We start from the raw sequence: 18,737 nt of genomic DNA on the forward strand, positions 1-18,737 counted from the left end.
GCCGCCTACCGGCAGCAGAGCTTTTTTTGTGTTATTATTATTCCAGTTCCATAGTATCAATTGCACCCTGATACATCTGTACATAATCGGCAACGCCCATTCCGTCAAACATGGAAACAAAGGAATTCCAGTTGTCATCGGTTACACCGCCGGTTACAAAAGCAGCGATATTTTCAACAACAGCGTTGTTAATATCTGTTTCCTTCAGCGTGCTTTCCTGAAGCTGCTCGGAGGTCAGAGGCGCCATATCAAGATAGTCGTTGGAATATTTCTGGATATTGCCGGCCTCGTCATACTTCTGGCAGTACTCCGTTTTTTCGGTACGCTGCAGAGGCATATTGAAGGTTTCGCTCAGGTATTTGCCGGGTGCGAAGAACAGGGTATTACAGTCAATATAATTCTTAACGTCAGCGCTTCCATCGTTGGTAACGGTGATCTTGCCGTTGTCATCATATTTCCAGCCAAGGGTATCGCCTGCATCCTTTTCGCCGTAGTACAGGGAGAACATCATTTCCGTATCAAGCAGGGCGTCCAGCCATCTCATGGTAGCGGGTACGTTTTCATTTGTGCTTGTCACGAAAGCTCCCTGTTTGCACAGTTCCAGATAACGGTAAAGCTTTGCATTGCTGTCGGGCATCCAGAGAACGGAATTGGAAGCCACGCCGTCGTCATAAGCCATGGCAACCAGGCGCCATGCGGTAAAGAAGCCCACATTTCCTTCTTTTAACTTGGTTTCTACTGTATTGAAGTCCTGGGATACCAGTTCCGGGTCAACAAGGCCTTCATCATAGAGCATATGCAGCCATTCCATGCAGTCACGGAAGCCTTCCTGTGTAGGCAGGAACTGTACTTTTTTATCATCGTCGATATAAATCCATTTGTCAGGGTCGCAGGGAAGGCCGAACAAAGGAAGCATATATCTGATGCCGTTAAATCCGGTATCCAGACCCATTTCCAGAGGTATCTCATCTGCTTCGCCGTTGCCGTTGGGATCGCCAGTCTTAAATGCGCGGAATACTTCGGTCAGCTCGTCCACATTTTTGGGTGTTTCCAGGTTCAGGGCATCCAGCCATTCCTGATTGATAAAAAAGTGCTGGTTGGTATTGATATTCTGCCCTACCAGATAGCCTACGGAATAAATTTTCCCGTCGCTGGCCACCAGGCTGACTGTAGGGTCATTGTCTTCCGCATCTCTTCTGGAAGTGAAGTTAGGCATATACTGATTAATCAGGTCGTCCAGAGGGATAACGATTCCCTGTGTCACGCCGTATTCCTCATCGTCCACACCGCCGTTTCCGCCATTGGTTGCAAGGATAACGTCAGGATATTCGCCGGAAGCAAAAGCCAGGTTCAGCTTTGTGCTCCAGTCGGAGCCTTTGATGGGTTCCCATTCCACATGGATGCCGGTCTGCTCTTCCAGACGCTGTACAGCGGGCATTTCATCAAAGCTTGTCAGGGAATCGTTGTCACGCACCGCAATCATAACCTTTAAGGTGATGGGTTCGTTTACTATCGGATAGCCTGTCTCATTAAAATTACCATCCGCTGCCGCAGCAGCTTCTCCTGTTCCTGTGCTTCCCGCCTCGGAAGCAGCTTCGCTGGAAGCATTTCCGGCAGTTGTTGTCCCGGACGAACTTCCACAGCCGGCCAGGGCCGTGATTGTCATGGCTGCCGCCAACATAAGTGCAATTGCTTTCTTCTTCATAAAGAAAAACCTCCTTTTTCTATTACAACACATACTGTGCTTATACCATAATTTTACGATGGTGCATCAGCCCTTAAGAGAGCCGATCATAACACCCTTTTCAAAATACTTCTGCATCACTGCGTAGAGAATCACCACAGGGCCTGTTGCCACTACAATGATACAGTATTTGGAAACATTGGCAATACGCATTGCCTCACTCATGGACGCCGCGCTGTCCGCCATGGACATCATGTAATCCCCGGATTTGTCCACCTGCAGCGTTGCCAGGATTTCACGAAGCACTGTCTGCAGCGGCAGCAGGCTTCTGTCTCTTAAATAAACCAGGCCGTTAAAGTAATCGTTCCATTTCGCCACCCCGTAATACACAGCCAGAACTGCAATAATCGTTTTACTTAAGGGCAGAACCACTTTGGAAAAATACTGGAAATGCGTGGCGCCGTCCAGCATGGCCGCTTCATACAATTCTCCGGGAATATTGGTCTGTATGTAGGTTCTTGCAACCATCAGATTCCAGACGCTGACACAGCCCATCAAAATAATGATCGCTCTGGTATTATATAATCCCAGGTTCTTCATGACAAGGAAGGTGGGGATCAGGCCGCCGTTGAAAAACATGGTAAATACAAAGAATAAGTTAATAACTCCTTTTCCCACGAATTTCGGTCTTGACAGCGCATAAGCCGCCGACAGCGTTACCAGAATACTGATGACTACGCTTGCAAAGGTATAGAAGATAGAATTCGCATAGGAAGACCACAGTTCCTTATACTTAAAAACCGCCTGATAGCCAATCAGGGAAAAATCCACCGGGTGCCAGATTACCTGCCCTCTTACAATCGCATCCGGGTCGGATACGGAGGCGATGCACACCAGATAGAGCGGATACAGGATAATCAGCATGATGACAATCCAGAATATCGAATTAAACATGTAAAAAATACGATTGCTGAAGCTCATCTGTTTTTTTGCTTTCTTTTTCATCGAAAAAACCTCTCAATCACTTTTATCAGAACAATCCCACGTCTGTCATACGTTTGGATACCTGGTTGACGGATATTATCAATATGAAGTTGATGATATTGACAAACAGGCCAATGGCCGCCGTGTAGGAGAACTGTCCGCTTCCAAGACCTACATTGTAAACATAAACGCCGATGATATCTGAGGTAGGAATATTGCCGGGCGTCTGCATAACCAGCGCTTTGTTCGTATCGGAGGCAAGCATCTTGCCGCAGTCCAGGATGAACACCATCATGGCCGTTGGAATCAGGCTCGGGATATCTATAAAGCGTATTTTCTGCCAGATGCTGGCGCCGTCGATTTCAGCCGCTTCATATAATGACGGGTCAATGCCAGTCAGCGTGGCAATATAAAGGATGGTTCCGTAGCCCGCCGCCTGCCAGATACCTGAAATAATATAGATAGGACGGAATGCCGAAGCCTCGGACATGAAGTCAACCGCCTTCAGGCCCATAGCCGTCCTGGCAAAATTCAGGATACCGCTGGTAGGTGAGAGGAAAATATAGAGCATACCTGCCAGTACGACGGTTGATATAAAGTAGGGAACATAAATACTTGTCTGTATAAACCTCTTCTTCTTTTTTCCCCGGATCTGATTCAGGAATATTGCCAGAATCAAAGGAACCGGGAAGCTCCACAGCAGATAATACACGTTCAATAATAAGGTGTTGGACAATAACCTCTTAAAATAGTAGGCGTTGAAAAAATTCTTGAAATGCTTCACCCCCACCCAGGCGCTGCCTGCAATGCCATCCACCGCCTTATAATCCTTAAAGGCAATCTGAATCCCATACAGAGGCAGGTAATTGAAAACCACAAAATAAATGATAGCCGGCAGTACTAATATGTACAGCTGCCAGTTGTCCCTCATGGCTGCCGCCAGGCTTTTCTTCTTTCTTATGGCTTTCGGTTTTCCGGATGCTTTCACTAAAAACCTCTCCCTTCTTTTTTTGTAACTTTCTTGCATGTTGCATGGTTAGAATATAATAAATGTCCAGCATATTATCAACGTTATAAATTTTTATACCCCGGTTTTTATTCGAAAATTGCCTGTTTTCCTGGGAAATGCAGGTTTATTTTATGCATACTACACATAGATCGAAAAGGGCATGGAAATGTGATTTCCATGCCTTACAAAAATTTATACCGTTGTTTTTTATTCCGTCACTATTGCCGGCTTACGCCATTCTGTTAAAACTGCCCTATAGGCATCGTTCATAATCCTGCCGCCTATCTCTGCCCGGCCATCGTCTCCGAAATCACCTGATAAAGCACCTTCTGATCAATCGGCTTTGCAATATGTCCGTTCATGCCGGCAGAATAAGCCCGCATAACATCTTCATGAAATGCATCCGCAGTCATGACGACAATCGGAATGATCCGCGCCCGGGGATGCTCCGACTTCCTGATGGCATCCGTCGCCTGGTATCCGTCCATTACAGGCATCTGCACATCCATCAGTATCAAATCATAACGTTCCCGACGAAGCAAAAATCGGTTTGGATAAAAAAGCATTGGCTCCGGCCTCTCGCGCGCTTTGTTCAATCACACTCCAATCATAGGCAGTAATGATGATAATTGTCGTATCCGGCCCTGATACCTCACGGATGGCGCGTTACCTCCACCCCGTTAATATCCGGCATTCTCCAGTCCACCAGACAGACATCGTAGTCTGTGCCTTCCCGGCTCTTATGAAAAAATGGCGCAGAAATATCAGGTATCCATGAAGCTATTACTGGTTGAAGATGATCCGGAAATCTGCGGAATGCTGAAAGATGCTGCCAAAAATCAGCGGCATGGATGTGCTGCAGCAAATCCGTGCCCAAAGTATGGTGCCGATTATCATTATGTCCGCAAAAGATACGGATTCCGATATCACGCTTGGGCTGGGTCTGGGCGCTGACGATTATGTGACCAAGCCCTTTTCCATGGTCCAGGTACTCGCCCGGATCAAGGCCAATCTGCGAAGGACCGGCCAGTATGCCGCTTCCTCCCCTGCCCGCCCCTCCCTGCTTACTGTGGGAGAACTGCGAATGAATCTGGAGGATTACACCGTTTCAAAGCTGGGAAAGGAAATTGAGCTCACGGCGAAGGAATTTGAAATTCTACGTCTCCTTCTGCAGAATCCCAGGAAAGTATATACCAAGGAACAGATTTATTCCCTCATCTGGAATGACGCCTATCTTGGCGATGAAAACGCGGTTAACGTCCATATCAGCCGGCTGAGGAATAAAATTGAAGATATCCCCCGTTCTCCCAAATATGTGATTACGTTGTGGGGTATCGGTTACAAGTCAGGAGAATTCAAATGAGCGAAGCTGCAATCATATTTCTTCTCATTCTCTGCATTATCCTTCTTTTTTCCATTATCCTTTACCAGCGGTTCCATTTTAAAAAAGGGATACACGCAAGGCTGAAGGAAGCGAGCGACAAGCTGGAGGAGAGCCTTGTATCGGGAAGTGATGAAAAAGTCATGGTTTTCACGGACGACAGTTGCTGCCGGGAAGCGGTTCTTGATTTCTATGAGCTGCTGACCCAGAAAAATTTCCAGGTAGAAGTTGATATCCCGGAGCAATCCGTGTGCATTATGGGAAACAGGGACGCCCTGGGACGGATTCTGGAAAATCTCATGTCAAATGCCGTCCGTTATGGCGGGGACGGCAAATATCTGGGAGTTTTTCTTCATTCGGACGAAAAGTATGTCTATATCGACATATCCGACAAGGGCAAAGGTATCGACAAAGCCTTCTCCCGGATTTTCGACCGTCTCTTCACCCTGGAGGATTCCCGGAACCAGGAAATACAGGGTAAGGACTCGGCCTGACCATCGCCAAAAGCCTCGCAAACCAGCTTGGCGGCGATATCTTACTCAAAAGCGATCCCCACATCCTTACCACCTTCACATTGAAATTCCGGAAACTGATATATTAAAGGAAGCAAAGCAGAATGATCCCGCAGCGCTGAGCTTATATTCTGCCCTGCTGCGCGTTCCGTCCTGAAAAGTTATTTCCTTTATATTGATTTCGAAATTTCTTGCTTTTGCATTGCTGAAAAAAACCGGAGCCCTGTCGCCAAAAAGCTCGTTCCGGCCCGCCTTCAGGTCTGTATATGTATAGTCCAAGGTTTCAATGCATTTCCCCAAAAAATCAAGGCAGGCAATCTCAACGACTGCCTCTCTTATTTCCTTTTCAGCCAGGCAGATAAACTGCAGCTGCAATATATGGTTACCGGTCACTGTATCCTTTAAAACAGCGCCTTTATTCAGCATAACCGGAGATCCGGCACTCCACTGCTTTTCCTGCAGGTACTTCACCGTCTTATATCTTCTGTTTCCGTCCATTACAGCTGTGCACGCCAAAATCATCCGCTTTTTACTTCGGGCGCACTCACCCCTTCACTGCACCTGCAACGACGCCCTCAATGATCTGCTTCTGCATAATCAGATAGAAAATGACCAGCGGCAGGGTTGCCGCCACAAGCATGGGGAAAAACGCCGTCCAATTCGTGGAAAACGGTCCCACATTACGGTATACCTGCTGTAAAAGCACCTGTTTTTCAGGACTTTGCAGAAACAGAAGCGGCGTCATAAAATCATTCCAGATAGCCAGGGTATCCAGTATCGCTACGGTGGACACGATAGGCTTTAAAAGGGGAAAAATTATTTTCCAGAAGCAGCGGAATATCCCGCTTCCGTCTATCAGCGCCGCTTCCTCCAGTTCGGCGGGCACCGTATTGATAAAGCCCTTCATCAGGAAAATGGAAAGGGGCAGGTTAATGCAGAACACGTCCACAAGAATAACTCCCAGATGGCGGTTCATCAGGCTCATCCCGGAAATGATTTTATACAGGGGGATAATGGAGGTCTGGAAGGGAATGATCAGCCCTACCATAAATACGGAATACATAAAACGGAATATCCGCCGCTTGCCTCTAGCCACAACATAAGCCGCCATAGAAGCAAAAATAATCAGGCAGATGACGGATACCACCGCAATGATCAGGTTATTTGCAAGGGAACGGCCATAGTGCATGGCCCCGATGGCATTTACATAATTGTCAAAGGTCAGATGCCGTGGAAGCCCCAGAGGGCTAGCTGCCGCTTCTGCCGGGGTCTTAAAGGTCGTGATAAGCAGATAGTAAACAGGGAGAAGCATAATAATGGACAGCAGGAGCAGAAAAATGGCATACAGTATTTTTCCCGATATCTTTTTTATATTCGTCATCCTTGAACCGCCTCCTCCCATTTATCCAGGAACCAGGTCACAGCCCTGGAAAACAGAAATACCAATATGAAAAAAACTACCGCAAAAGCGCAGGCATAGGCATTGCGCCCGCTGTTGAACCCTTCTCTTATCATGGTGGTCATAATCGTTTCTGTAGCATAGCCGGGGCCGCCCTTGGTCATGACAAACACCGCGTCAAACATCTTCATGCCGCCGATCAGGCTCATCAGGACGTTAAAGGACGTCGCGGGATGCAGAAGAGGCAGCGTCACCCGGAAAAACAGCTGTACCGGCCCGGCGCCGTCAATATTTGCCGCCTCATACAAGGCGGAATCGATGCTTTTCAGATTGGCGATATAGATGACCATCGACCACCCGGTCCACTGCCAGACCTGGGTGATGAGCACGGAATATAACGCTATTTTGCTGTCTCCCAGCCAGTTTACCGGTTTTCCCCCGAAAAACATAAGGATGCTGTTTAAAAGCCCGCCGTCCGCAGAGGTCATAATATACTGGAACAGATAGCCCACCACCATGATGCTCAGCACGGCAGGAAGGAATGTAATGGATTTCACAAAGTTTGCCGCTTTTGATTTTTTATTCAGAAGGACCGCCAGCACGATGGCAAACACATTCTGTATTACAGTAATAAGAATGGCATATTTAATTGAGTGCAGGATGGGAGCGATTGTCTTGTCGTCGGAGAACAGCTTCCGGTAATTGTGCAGCCCCACAAAATGGATTTCCTGGCTGTATACGGACCAGTTTGTCATGCTGTAGAAAAAGCTCATCACCGTAGGGACAATAAAAAGTCCGGTAAAACCGATAAAAGCCGGCAGTATCATAAACAGGTATATCTTATCCCTCTTATTTCCTTTCATGTTGTACCCTTTCCATTTAACAGGGGATGCCTTTGCGACATCCCCTTTGCTCTTTCTTTTCTTTATGAAAAAATCAGTTGCCCACGGCTTCCCTCAGGTCATCATTAATGGCATCCGCATCAGCCAGCGCTTCCTGAACCGTCTTTGTTCCCGCCAGCACCTCCTGCAGGGATTTTCCATATCCCTCTGTTACCGCGTTTCCGTTCGTCCATACCGCTGTCCAGGGTGCATAGACATGCCCGGCCTTAAAGGCTTCGTCACAGTCTGTGTAAAGATCTCCAAGATCCACCTCTACGCCAATGACAAAGGAGCTGCCTGCATTATCCTTTACCAGCGCCTGCTGCGCCTCCTGTGTTGCCGTCGCTTCCAGAATCTGAAGTGCTTCCTGCACATGCTCTGATTTTGCATTGACTGCAAATGCGGAACCAGGGCCTCCTACCAGCCAGCCCGGTTTATCAGCATCCGGCCCGGGGATAGGGAACATGCCGAAATCCAGATCCGGATTCTTCTCTTTCAGGGTTTCCACCGCCCAAGGTCCGCACTCCCACATAGCGGCCTTCTCTGTGGCAAATTCATCCAGTGCCTGATCATAGCTGAGTCCCAGCATATCAGGGGTGAGGCAGCCTGCTTCTATAATCTTATACCATTCAGTAACCGCCGGAAGCCATGCTTCCTCCAGTTTTCCTTCCCCGGCATTGAATTTCTCATCAAAGCCCTTGCTTTCGTCCGTGGAATAAAACATATTGTTTACCAGGGCAATGCTCTGCTTCATCATAGGCTCATAGGACTGGGCGCCCATGGTCTGGGCCTTGATCCCCTTTTCCTCCAGCTTCTTATGCAAATCGATGAATTCCTCCCATGTTTTCGGCACCTCCAGGCCGTTGTCCCGGAATATCTTCTTATTATAGAAAATACCCTCATACCATGACTGAAGCGGCGTGGCATAGATTTTACCGTCCACCGTATAAGGCTGCAGGCCGGCGTCCGCATAGTTGCTTATAAAGCCCTGATCCGTCAAATCCAGCAGATAACCGGCGTTTGCCAGCAGCTTGGTCTGCCCGCCCACCTCGATGATATCCGGTCCTTCACCGGCCTGAAGCTGCGTATTGAGGATGTTGTCAAAATTATCCTGGGAAACAAATTCAAACTCAATCTTAATATTGGGGAATTTCTCCTCCAGGTACTTCAGATAAGTAGCCCTGGTAGCTTCCGCATTATAGGCCATGAGCCGCAGCGTAACCTGCTCCGCCGTCTGTGCTTCCGGTTCCGCCTCCGTCTTTTCCTCAGCCTTTGCCGTTGTTTCCTCCGCCTTCTGTGAAGCTGTTTCCGCTTTGGCGCCGGACGCGGTATCTGTGCTGTCTTTCCCGCCGCAGCCCGCCAGGCTTGCCGTCACAAGAGCCGCCGCCAGAATGCCTGCTAACATTTTCTTTTTCATAGAGCACCTCCGTTTTCTTTGATAGCTTCATTATAGGGAAATTCCCTCCGCGAAGAAATCAACTATATTCCTTAAATATAGAAAAAAATTACCGTGCTCGGCGGACCGGCACGATAATTTGTCCTCTTTTGGAAAAATATCACAATATTACGCCGCCGCACCGTAACATAATGCTATTTTCTGTTTTCCCGGTATTCATTCGGCGTCATCTGTTCATATTTTTTAAAGATCCTGGAAAAATAACTGGGATTGTCATAGCCCACCTGAAAAGCGATTTCATAGCTCCTCAAATCCGTCTCCTCCAGCAGCTTCTTAGCCCTTTCCATCCGCAGCTGTGTCAGATAGTTCCATACGCTGACCCCCACCTCACGCTTGAAAAGATAGCAGAAATAGTTCCTGCTCACCGCCGCCTCCCTGCAGATTTCATCCAGTGAGATATTCCGGTCGTAGCTTCCCTCAATCAGCTGCAGGCTCAGCTCTACAGGCTTACTGTACCTTTTTCCCTGCCCCGAAGCCATATCCGTATCCTTCTGCTCCTGCTCCCGCATGGCTCCTATGGTCCGGATTTCTTCCATTTCCTTCTGGCTGCAGTTATAATCATAGCCCAGTATCGGCTCCTCTCCCACAAAAAAGCCGTATTTGCCCAATGCGGTAACTTCCTCATAAACCATCGGCAGCTTATCCAGTCCCTGCTGTCTGGTGCTGAAGCAGATAAAACCGCGGACATCCAGCTCTCTTTTAAGCATTTCAAGAATGCGCTGGGCGCATGCCGCCTTATCCCGTCCGTTCAGTCCCTCAAGCAGCAGAAACCAGTTCTGGGCCTCGTAATCAAAGATGAGAAAATGCTCCGTTTTTTCAGAAAGAATCTCCTTCATCAGGCCGGTAAGATATCCGCTCTGCACCGGCTCCATGGTGCTGATGCTGTTAAATTCGTCAATGGTTTCATTTTCCAGCCGTACCATCATCAATGAATAAGAGTTAAAATCCACTGGCAGATACTGTTCAAAATTGAGGATACTGTTCAGGCTGCACCCATTTTTCATATACTGGTATAGCTTCATTGCCCGCAGCTGGGCCTCGCTTTCGTTAATGACCGACTCCTGCTCCTTGCGTCCCCGGATTTCCTCAACCGTCCTACGCAGGGCCTGTTCCAGCTCCGCCTCATCAATCGGTTTCAGGATATAATCACTGCAGCCCCTCTTCATGGCCTCCTTCACATAGCCGAAATCCGCATAAGCGCTCATGAGAAGGACGCGGATATCCGGGGAATAGCCCTGGATTTTCTTTACCAGCTCCAGGCCGTTCATGGTATCCATTTTAATATCGGTCAGCACGATATCCGGCGGATTCTCCATTATCATATGGAAGGCTTCCTGCCCGTCCCTTGCATAGCCCATGACCTCCAGCCCCAGCTGCTCCCAATGAATCAGATTTTGGAGCATTTTGATCGTAAACATCTCATCATCTACCAGTAATATTTTCATTGTCCTTCCCTTCCCCGTTCTCCGGCAGCCTGATTATCACCGTCGTTCCGGCCCCTTCCCTGGAAATCACTTCAATCCCATACCTTCCGCCATATTTTCTTTTCAGCCGGGCGTTGACATTGAGTACTCCGATACTTTTCTCCTGCAGATAAACCGTCTCCGCCTCCAGCTTCCGCTTCATATCCGCAAGCTCCGGCTCCGGAATGCCGGTTCCGTTATCATTTACAAGGATACAGATGCTGTCCCTTTCCCGCTCCGCGCTGATGCTGATCATGCCCCTTCCTTTGCCCTTAATCCCATGTTCGATTGCATTTTCCACCAGCGGCTGGATCAACAGCTTGGATATCCTGACATTTTCAAGCCCCGGCTCACAGTCAATGGTATAAAAAATCCGGCCGCCGTAGCGGAGGTTCTGGATTTCCATATAATTTTTTACATACTCCAGCTCCTCCTTCAGTTCCACATCCTCATAGGGCTGATATACCGAATATGCAAGGATTTTGCCAAGCAGCGTGGAAAGCCTTGATATTTCCTCTGTTTTTTTCCCCTCCACCGCCATTCCCTTTATCAGCTGCAGCACATTGTTCAGAAAATGAGGATTGATCTGATGCTGCAGCGCCCTCAGCTGTTCCTCCGACAGCTTCTTTTCCTCCTCCACCACCTTCTCCGAAAGCCGGAATACATTGTGGATCATGGTCTGTACCGTTTGGGAAAGCACATGGATTTCCTCGCTCTTTCCCTCCGGGAACTCCACCTCATAATTACCCACCGCCACCTGGTTGCAACAGTCCACCAGTCTGTTCATCGGCGTCAGTATGCTCTTTGACACGATTCTGGATACGAGGGCAACCAGCAGGACGGATAGCAGCAGGATTCCTGCCAGAATGCAGGACAGCTTCCGGTTGATGCTGTGGATTTCATCCAGTGAACGGATTCCCACCAGATTCCATCCAAAAAACCTGGATTTCATCACCACCACCAGGCGGTCCGTTCCCCAGGGATCCCCGCCCAGCTGAAACGAGGACTTTTCCTCATCAATCCGCGCCAGGATCTGTTCTTCCTCTTCTTCTGCCAGGTGCCTGCTTTCCTTTGCATAAAGCAGCCGGCCGGAGGCGGCCAGCGCCAGGCCTACTCCGCCGTCCTCCGACCTGGAGGACTGCAGGACAGCCATAGGATCAATATCACAGACAAGGTAGGCCGCCGCCGAAAACGCATACTGGTTCTCCCTTGTGATGGGCATGACCATGGAGATACACTCATTTTTCTGTTCCGTAAGCAGATACCGCTTGTCATGCATTCCGGACACATAGGAGGTGTTCAGGTAGATGGAATCCACAATATCCTTCAGCCACTCCTCCTGCATCAAATTGTAATCCTTCCTTACGGAGGCACGGTAGCTGTAAAGGCATCGGCCGTCTGCGCTTACAATGTATGCATTTTCAATCTCCGGGTTCTCGGACAGCATATACAGCTTATCCGCCACATCCCTCTGATGGTACAGCTCTATGGAATAGTCCACCGTTTCATTTTCCACCTGGTATTCCACAGCGTTCCGGATTACAGAATCCGCCGCAAGGACGCGCTGCTTTGTCTGGATTTGCTGCAGCCTGCTGTCCAGGATATTCAGGTTCAGCTCCACCTGGCTGACGCAGAACTGATAGGCCTGCTTGCGGTACATGCTGCCGCTGATCCCTGCAAACAGCCCCGCCGCAAGCAGCAGGACCACCAGAAATGCGGCCGTGAACATTCTTTTCATCTTCTGATCCAATGCATACCTTTTCATCCGCCGACCTCCCCCGCAGCCGCAGCCATGGCTGGATTTCACAGGATGCGCTTCCCTGTGAAATAAAAGAATCAGGATAACATGGCTGTTATCCTGTTCCGAATTACTATGCTTCTGTCATTATATCAGAAATGGACAGCCCCCGCAATCAAATACCCCGCTGCAAGCAACAAGGTATCAAACTTGCAGCGCTGCAGAGCAGCGGGGTATTTGGTCTACGCTCCGCTTCGGTCGGTGCAAAACATGTGCCACTGGCACATAGCACCCCTCGCGGCAGTCGCCAAATATCCATGCAAGCATGGATACTTGGCTCGTTGCTCGCGGAAATAAACCGCAGGCCTGTGGAAAACCTTTCATCCACTGTAAGTGTCCTTACCACCGCCTGAGCATTTCCCTGACGGCAATCCTGTGGACAGCCATTGGGTTCGCCCTGATCAAGCTGGCCGCCTTTATGATACTCAGCGGACGCATCGCAGGGGAGGAAATCGGAAGCCTGCTGACCGGCTTTTTGGGCACTCTCCTGTTCTTTTTCGGCCTCCGCTCTTTCCTGGGGCTTGTTGGCAGGCCGCGCCGGCCGGGAAAAAAAGCTGCATACCTTCACCTTCCGTCAGCTGCAGGAAAACGTAATCCACCGTTCCCACGCCCTTGCCATCAGCTCGCTGCTGATTCTGGCTGCGCTCTGCTGCTTTGGCACAGGGGTGGCAGTCGCGCTGGTTTACGGGGATTCCGAGCAGCATGTCCTCGATTACACCTTTCCCTGCCCGGACGCCCCTTCCGTCATACGGGAACAACTCTCCGCCGCCGGTTTTTCCGATACGTTTGGCAGCCTGTTTGAAATGAAGGTCGGGCATATCCCTCCCGCAGAGGATAACACACCGTGCTTTTCCATGGACGCGGTCCTGAAGGCACTGGAAGGCCTGCCCGAATCTGAAGACAGGGATGTCCTTCTGAACAATTTTTCCGATGGATATACGCCGCGCCTGATCGCCCTGTCCGGATATAACCAGCTGCTTGCTGCCGCCGGGCTTCCAGAGATAACGCTGTCCGGCAATGAGGCGCGGTCTATATGGATACGGATTTCACCGGCTATAACCGGCTTGCCCTTTGCAACGGGATCCTTGACGGACGCCCTGAGGTACAGATTGCAGGCGAAGCCTTTTGGCTCACCGGCAATGTCCATACCGCCAATCTCGTCGTAGATCGTTCCATTACCCTGGCCCTGGCGCTCATTGTGCCGGACGAAGTCTTTGAACGCATGACAGTCGGCAATTATGCCGTTTATCTGAACGCGGTGCTTTCTCCCGACAGGCTGAAAGGGCAGAGCCTGCTTGGGGCGGTTTCCGACCAACGACAGGCTTACCCGGGCCGGCATTCCCTATGAAAGCTACCTGCAGAACATAGGTCGGCAGCTTTTTTATGTGGTATCCATCAGCTATATTACCATTTATCTGGCAATTATTTTCCTGATCGTTGCAAATACGGTCCTCGGCGTACAATTCCTTACACAGCAGACTGAAAAGAACCATGCAGGATCTGGAAATGCGCCGGAAAATCATTCCCGTGCGCGGTGTGGGCTATCAGCTTATCCCTGAGGAAAATAATGATGAAACATAACTGGAAAATCTGCAGGCAATACCTGCCCTGGCTTCTGCTGCTTCTCAGCACGGACGGCGTCTTCGTCCACCGGCATGGGACTGTACCTGGCAAAAGAGATTGCCGGGGATCTTAAGCTGATACTGGAAGCGGACTCCCGGTGGGGAGAGGGCTTTGTGATGAAAATTGAATTTCCTGTAGTAAATTAAGGTGCCTCTCTCACCTTATCTTCAGCCTGCTGTCCATAATCACCGCATCCTGGCAATACGTATTCACAAGACATTCCAGAAGTATCCTGTCTCCCTGGCTGAACTTGGGCGCGCACAATATTTCAAGCTCATCGAAGCACTCTTCTCTGATTTTCAGGAAATAATCCTCTCTGGCCAGGCTGATGCTGTTTCTGATATTATCATCAATTTTTCGTTTGGCCTGTTCGGGATCCTTGAGCAGCTCCTCCAGGGAAACCGGCATAAAATACAGCAGATACCGCCATTCCTTCTGAAACCCCCATGCACTGTTTTTATTCTTTCCTAACCGGGTAAGCTCAATGCCGGCACAGTCCTCTCCGCCGTGCCGGATCTGCCGCCTGAGACTGGGGTATAACAGTCTCTCGTCCTCCGTATAATTGACTTTATGAAGAAGCTCTTCTTCCATTACCGGAAACATGTTTTCCTGATATAAATCTTCTTCGGGAATACAGCTGGTTACAAAGCGGCCCTTCTGCCTGGGATCCTCCCAGGTATATTGTTCAAAGGGATTTAGAGGGAGCCGGATTCTTACGCCGTCCATTTTTGAGTACATATTCCACATCGGTATGGATTCCTCTTTTTCACTGGTCCATGAGCTTACAAAACAATATTTCCCGGCTCTTCTGAAATCAGCGCTTGCCAGTTCATTCGGATCGTCCACATATTTCAGGGAATTCAGCCGGATTGACCGGGTTTTTACTATCTGGGCCAGCGCGCTCAGGCTTGTATATTGATATAAATAGTCCATATCCACTGTGCCTTTCTTTTCTGCCTGGATTTGTGGAAAATACATTGCCTAATGCAGAATAATTATCGGTTCTCTGTGAAGTATTTCCTATGTTCTTCCCCTTATTCACTTTTTGGCGGACCGAACATTTTGTATCTGATAACACCACAGAAAGTTCGGCCGGTATTACTCCCATTTACAATATTTGGTTGATTATGATGACATCAGGAAGCTAACTCTCCATATATAATAAGTAGTTTCTTAAAATGATAAGGTAATGAAAATTCCTCCTTTGCTTTAAAATAAGCTTCTTGACTATATGAAATTCTTTCTGCAGTGTAATAGCCAGGTTGGAAATAGCGCCGGATTATATATTAATCCTAAGGAATCACGGAAAGCAAACAAATCGTTGTTCATCACATATTCCGGCAACGGGCCAGTTAACAGTACTGTTGAGGTTCCGCCCCAAGGGCCTCCCCAATAAAATCAGTCATGATCTCATCTCCTGAGTAAATTAATTTCTCAGGAGGAACTCCTGCCCTTTCTTCCCCATTTATCGATACATCCAAAAATCCGCTGTAGCAAATGTCTGCCTGCTGTATAACAAGTGTCTGCAAAAGTTTTTCTGCCATAACCTTATCCACATAATCGTCCGAATCAACAAAAAGAAAATATTCCCCCTCCGCCGCTATAATACCGGAATTGCGTTACTGATTAATGGATGTTTATGAGGAAATGGTAATAATATTCATCCGGAATATCAGCAATAGTCTCAAATAAATCATGTGCTTCCTTAGGAATAAGAAATGCAGGACTCTCTAAGATTATGCCCGCAACATTTTTTTCACATCTGGCTGCCGTAATTGCCGTGATAATCCCCCCCTGACTAAAACCTGCCAGAACAATTTTATTTTTATCGATCGCATTCCATTTTCTCGCTGAGTTTAACACAGCCTCCAAATCAGACACTTCTGTCATAGCATGGATATTCTTAGGCTTCAAGACCACTTCCTCTGAAAACGGCAAATTCGAGGAATCTCTTTCCGACGTAATTATCTGCATATCTTCAGTAATTGGCCATTGTATTCCCAATCGTTCATCGTTCCATAATACACCGCTTTCATCCTCAGGATGGTAAAAATCCGACAGCTTATAGGAAAACTCGGCAACGTCGGATAAAACCAAAAGGCCGGCATCCTTTTACGAATACCGGCCTTTGATTATGTAAAGCTCTGTCATTATTCAACTGCCCTGCGCATTTACAGTGCCGGCCGTAGTCCGTTTATCTTCAGTCTTCCCAGAGAAGCTTAGCAGCCGCTTCCGCAGATGCAAAAGGCCCGGGGATGGATGCAACGCCCCTGTGTTCGCCCAGATAATCCGTATCGAACAGGATGGAGGTACCGTCCGGATTTTCGAAGCGCTGTTCCGGCTCAAAAGCACAGCCCAGCAGATCACTGTCGATGAGTCCTACTTTGAAGGCTTTCATCACGTCATACACATTTGTCTTAAGATAATACTTTCCATCCTCTTCCACCAGCTCAACGGATACCTGATTCTGATCATCCACCAGCTTATCCTTCTCATTTTTCCAGGCTTTGGCGCCGTTGAAATAAGCGTTGCCGTTTACCCATACGGGAAGGTGTGAGAAATGGTACTTTGCCAGCGCACCCATATCAGCGGGCTTATCCATTTCAAACCAGCCAATCCATTCATCATAAGTAGGGTAATCGTCAAATACATGCGTTCCCACTTCCCGGTTATCAGAGGTTTTAAAGCCCATATCTTCTTTTTCCTCTGCCGCTGCAGCAGGCCAGTTCTGGATGAAGATATTGTTGTACATACGGTCGTCTCCGTGAAGGATCGACATAAAGCCGGCCACTTCGGTACGGTGACGGATGTGGTAAGGGGTATAACGGGGCTGGTTGATACCGTTTACGGTATTGTCCGTTCCGCCGCCTACCGCCGTAAATGCGCCCAGAATCAGATTATGTACACAAGCCACGCCTTCGGTTGCAATCCGCAGCGCCGCTTTGGAAAGCAGCACATTGTTGTCAATCAATGTGGGGCCGTGACCCACTTCCACGAAAATATCCTGGCTCATCATAGCGCCCTGCGCCATGGGAGTGCCTTCCGGCGCATGGTTGTCATGAAGCAGGTTCTGTGTGATCCGAGTGCCCTGCGCCTGCCAGTCACACCAGATTCCCATAGTGGAATGATGGATATGGTTGCGGCGGAACACAACATCGATGGCTGCATGGAATTTGATACCGGAAATCTCCGCGCCGCCCAGCTGCTGCATATTGTTGATATGATGAATGTGGTTGTCCTCAATGAGGCTGAACACGCATCCCATACGTCCTACAATACCTGCCTGTTCGCAATGGTGGATATGGCAGCGTCTTACGATATGGCCGCCCACCTTTTCCTTCAGCCAGCCATGATACTGTCCGCGGCAGACCGCATCCCTCTCCATCTGGGTTGGGCTTTTCACATGTTTGTTGGTAAAATAATGATCATTTTCCGGATCGTAATATTTTCCCAGAGAAATACCGCAGCATTTACTGTTGCTGATTTCACAGTCTTCAATGATCCATCCCTTTGACCAGTGGGGGCCTACCATGCCGTCCTGATAAGCGGCGGGCGGCGCCCAGGTGGTTGCAGCCTTGTTTACATTAAAGCCGCTGAAGGTGATATAATCCACTCCGGTTTTGGAGGGCATAAAGCAATTGCGGCGCACATTGATATCCACATTTTCCTCGTTGGGGTTATGTCCCTGGAAATTGGCATAAATCACTGTGGTATTGCCTTCCTGCTCGGTATACCATTTATAAATGGAGAAATCATGATCCCAGGAAGGGGGATATACCTCACCCTTGATGCATTCCTCAAGAGTCTGGGTTTCATACAGCTGGCGGTCATTTAAGTATACGGCGCCGGTATGTCTTACGACAGGAGCGAAATACCAGTCCCCTCCCACAAAAGTGGTATAAGGGTTATAGCTTCCGAATACACCGTTATCAATGCGGCAGACCCATACATTTCCCTGATAAGGTTCCCAGGAATCCACCGGTTCCGCACCGGTAATAACTGCCCCCAGAGGCTGCTCGCTACGATAGGTAATTCTGGCATCCTCCGTTCCTCCATTCACCGGATCCACATATTCCCGGTAAATGCCCGGCGCAACTAAAACCTCATCCCCGGGCGCGGCAACCTTCGCTGCCTCGTTAATACGCCTGAAAGGCCTTTCCTTGCTGCCGTCGCCCTCTCTGGCCGCGGCTGCGTTCACATAATAAATCATACTTGATCTCCTTTCCTGTCGTGCGTTTTCTGTTTTTGTAACTGCCTGCTCCCTTCACAGCTGCACCAGTTACTTTTGCCTTTATAAAAACCGCCTGACTTTTCTTGCTAATCTTATAAAGCCATTATATAATCATTATATTAACCTGGAAATGTCGTATCCAGAAGGAATCCGTGTTTTTTTGTATCCAAATCAGACTATCTTTGGAAGGATAGTGTCAAATGATGTATGAAAAAAAAGAGTCAAAAAAATAGGCTCAAAAGAACCTTGAAAACTGCAGATATTGATACTTGAAAGCTCTCCGAGGGCATAGGGCTCTGCCCTATGTACCCGCAAG

The 18,737-nt window shown here is 48.6% G+C and carries 17 protein-coding genes and 1 pseudogene; 4 read left to right on the forward strand and 14 right to left on the reverse strand.

Annotated features, from left to right (window positions below; genetic code table 11):
• Positions 1-37 precede the first annotated feature (37 nt).
• The 4 genes and pseudogenes from FYJ45_RS16420 to FYJ45_RS32735 form a co-directional block, all read right to left on the reverse strand.
• Positions 38-1,705, reverse strand: coding sequence for an extracellular solute-binding protein (locus tag FYJ45_RS16420; protein WP_195841848.1), 1,668 nt, complete (start codon positions 1,703-1,705; stop codon positions 38-40).
• Positions 1,706-1,771: 66 nt separating this feature from the next.
• Positions 1,772-2,689: a carbohydrate ABC transporter permease gene (locus FYJ45_RS16425; RefSeq protein ID WP_154465837.1), complete on the reverse strand. Its 918-nt coding sequence runs from the start codon at positions 2,687-2,689 to the stop codon at positions 1,772-1,774.
• A gap of 25 nt (positions 2,690-2,714) precedes the next feature.
• Positions 2,715-3,656 (reverse strand): ABC transporter permease, encoded by a 942-nt coding sequence (locus FYJ45_RS16430; protein ID WP_276892864.1) that lies wholly within the window; start codon positions 3,654-3,656, stop codon positions 2,715-2,717.
• A 302-nt stretch (positions 3,657-3,958) separates the two neighbouring features.
• A pseudogene (locus FYJ45_RS32735) lies at positions 3,959-4,407 on the reverse strand (response regulator); the annotation flags it as partial.
• 96 nt (positions 4,408-4,503) lie between these two features.
• Here FYJ45_RS32735 and FYJ45_RS16440 point away from each other — a divergent pair.
• Positions 4,504-5,040, forward strand: a complete 537-nt coding sequence (locus tag FYJ45_RS16440; protein WP_154465841.1) for a response regulator transcription factor — start codon at positions 4,504-4,506, stop codon at positions 5,038-5,040.
• Positions 5,037-5,552: an ATP-binding protein gene (locus tag FYJ45_RS16445; protein ID WP_235930841.1), complete on the forward strand. Its 516-nt coding sequence runs from the start codon at positions 5,037-5,039 to the stop codon at positions 5,550-5,552. The genes FYJ45_RS16440 and FYJ45_RS16445 overlap by 4 nt, the downstream gene beginning before the upstream one ends.
• A gap of 75 nt (positions 5,553-5,627) precedes the next feature.
• On the opposite strand, the gene FYJ45_RS16450 is transcribed toward FYJ45_RS16445, so the two are convergent.
• The 6 genes from FYJ45_RS16450 to FYJ45_RS16475 all read right to left on the reverse strand — a co-directional run bounded on the left by FYJ45_RS16450 (position 5,628) and on the right by FYJ45_RS16475 (position 12,534).
• Complete coding sequence (locus FYJ45_RS16450) at positions 5,628-6,068, reverse strand: hypothetical protein (protein WP_154465843.1); 441 nt, start codon at positions 6,066-6,068, stop codon at positions 5,628-5,630.
• A gap of 46 nt (positions 6,069-6,114) precedes the next feature.
• Positions 6,115-6,951 carry a carbohydrate ABC transporter permease gene (locus FYJ45_RS16455; RefSeq protein WP_154465845.1) on the reverse strand — a complete coding sequence of 279 codons (837 nt, stop codon included), beginning with the start codon at positions 6,949-6,951 and terminating at the stop codon, positions 6,115-6,117.
• Positions 6,948-7,832, reverse strand: coding sequence for a carbohydrate ABC transporter permease (locus FYJ45_RS16460; RefSeq protein ID WP_025489284.1), 885 nt, complete (start codon positions 7,830-7,832; stop codon positions 6,948-6,950). The genes FYJ45_RS16455 and FYJ45_RS16460 overlap by 4 nt, the downstream gene beginning before the upstream one ends.
• A 73-nt stretch (positions 7,833-7,905) precedes the next feature.
• Positions 7,906-9,267 (reverse strand): ABC transporter substrate-binding protein, encoded by a 1,362-nt coding sequence (locus FYJ45_RS16465; protein ID WP_154465847.1) that lies wholly within the window; start codon positions 9,265-9,267, stop codon positions 7,906-7,908.
• A gap of 173 nt (positions 9,268-9,440) precedes the next feature.
• Positions 9,441-10,751, reverse strand: coding sequence for a response regulator transcription factor (locus FYJ45_RS16470; protein ID WP_154465849.1), 1,311 nt, complete (start codon positions 10,749-10,751; stop codon positions 9,441-9,443).
• Positions 10,729-12,534, reverse strand: coding sequence for a cache domain-containing sensor histidine kinase (locus FYJ45_RS16475; protein ID WP_154465851.1), 1,806 nt, complete (start codon positions 12,532-12,534; stop codon positions 10,729-10,731). Before FYJ45_RS16475 ends, FYJ45_RS16470 begins: the two co-directional genes overlap by 23 nt.
• A gap of 557 nt (positions 12,535-13,091) precedes the next feature.
• Between FYJ45_RS16475 and FYJ45_RS29650 the strand changes: the two genes are divergently transcribed.
• Both FYJ45_RS29650 and FYJ45_RS29655 read left to right on the forward strand, forming a co-directional pair.
• A complete protein-coding gene (locus FYJ45_RS29650) occupies positions 13,092-13,733 on the forward strand; it encodes a hypothetical protein (protein ID WP_195841849.1) in 642 nt (213 codons plus the stop codon).
• A gap of 129 nt (positions 13,734-13,862) precedes the next feature.
• On the forward strand, positions 13,863-14,126 hold the full coding sequence (locus FYJ45_RS29655) for a hypothetical protein (RefSeq protein WP_195841850.1): 264 nt from the start codon (positions 13,863-13,865) through the stop codon (positions 14,124-14,126).
• 220 nt (positions 14,127-14,346) lie between these two features.
• Here the strand turns inward: FYJ45_RS29655 and FYJ45_RS16500 are convergent, their stop codons facing one another.
• The 4 genes from FYJ45_RS16500 to FYJ45_RS16515 form a co-directional block, all read right to left on the reverse strand.
• The gene (locus FYJ45_RS16500; protein WP_195841851.1) at positions 14,347-15,123 is read right to left on the reverse strand and encodes a DUF2971 domain-containing protein; all 777 of its coding nucleotides are present in this window, start codon (positions 15,121-15,123) and stop codon (positions 14,347-14,349) included.
• A 419-nt stretch (positions 15,124-15,542) separates the two neighbouring features.
• Positions 15,543-15,797, reverse strand: a complete 255-nt coding sequence (locus FYJ45_RS16505) for a glycosyltransferase family A protein (RefSeq protein ID WP_330588719.1) — start codon at positions 15,795-15,797, stop codon at positions 15,543-15,545.
• A 19-nt stretch (positions 15,798-15,816) separates the two neighbouring features.
• Positions 15,817-16,287 (reverse strand): dTDP-4-dehydrorhamnose 3,5-epimerase family protein, encoded by a 471-nt coding sequence (locus FYJ45_RS33225; RefSeq protein ID WP_154465861.1) that lies wholly within the window; start codon positions 16,285-16,287, stop codon positions 15,817-15,819.
• 103 nt (positions 16,288-16,390) lie between these two features.
• Positions 16,391-18,400 (reverse strand): right-handed parallel beta-helix repeat-containing protein, encoded by a 2,010-nt coding sequence (locus FYJ45_RS16515; RefSeq protein ID WP_154465863.1) that lies wholly within the window; start codon positions 18,398-18,400, stop codon positions 16,391-16,393.
• Between the last annotated feature and the right edge of the window lie 337 nt (positions 18,401-18,737).

Origin of the sequence: Eisenbergiella porci (assembly GCF_009696275.1) — a bacterium.
Lineage (GTDB): Bacteria > Bacillota > Clostridia > Lachnospirales > Lachnospiraceae > Eisenbergiella > Eisenbergiella porci.

Coding starts and splice junctions, on each gene's coding strand:
- FYJ45_RS16500 (WP_195841851.1), bottom strand. CDS start 15,123: ATGGACTATTTATATCAATATACAAGCCTGAGCGCGCTGGCCCAGATA.
- FYJ45_RS16460 (WP_025489284.1), bottom strand. CDS start 7,832: ATGAAAGGAAATAAGAGGGATAAGATATACCTGTTTATGATACTGCCG.
- FYJ45_RS16475 (WP_154465851.1), bottom strand. CDS start 12,534: ATGAAAAGGTATGCATTGGATCAGAAGATGAAAAGAATGTTCACGGCC.
- FYJ45_RS16515 (WP_154465863.1), bottom strand. CDS start 18,400: ATGATTTATTATGTGAACGCAGCCGCGGCCAGAGAGGGCGACGGCAGC.
- FYJ45_RS16450 (WP_154465843.1), bottom strand. CDS start 6,068: ATGGACGGAAACAGAAGATATAAGACGGTGAAGTACCTGCAGGAAAAG.
- FYJ45_RS16445 (WP_235930841.1), top strand. CDS start 5,037: ATGAGCGAAGCTGCAATCATATTTCTTCTCATTCTCTGCATTATCCTT.
- FYJ45_RS16470 (WP_154465849.1), bottom strand. CDS start 10,751: ATGAAAATATTACTGGTAGATGATGAGATGTTTACGATCAAAATGCTC.
- FYJ45_RS16440 (WP_154465841.1), top strand. CDS start 4,504: ATGCTGCCAAAAATCAGCGGCATGGATGTGCTGCAGCAAATCCGTGCC.
- FYJ45_RS16455 (WP_154465845.1), bottom strand. CDS start 6,951: ATGACGAATATAAAAAAGATATCGGGAAAAATACTGTATGCCATTTTT.
- FYJ45_RS16425 (WP_154465837.1), bottom strand. CDS start 2,689: ATGAAAAAGAAAGCAAAAAAACAGATGAGCTTCAGCAATCGTATTTTT.
- FYJ45_RS16465 (WP_154465847.1), bottom strand. CDS start 9,267: ATGAAAAAGAAAATGTTAGCAGGCATTCTGGCGGCGGCTCTTGTGACG.
- FYJ45_RS16420 (WP_195841848.1), bottom strand. CDS start 1,705: ATGAAGAAGAAAGCAATTGCACTTATGTTGGCGGCAGCCATGACAATC.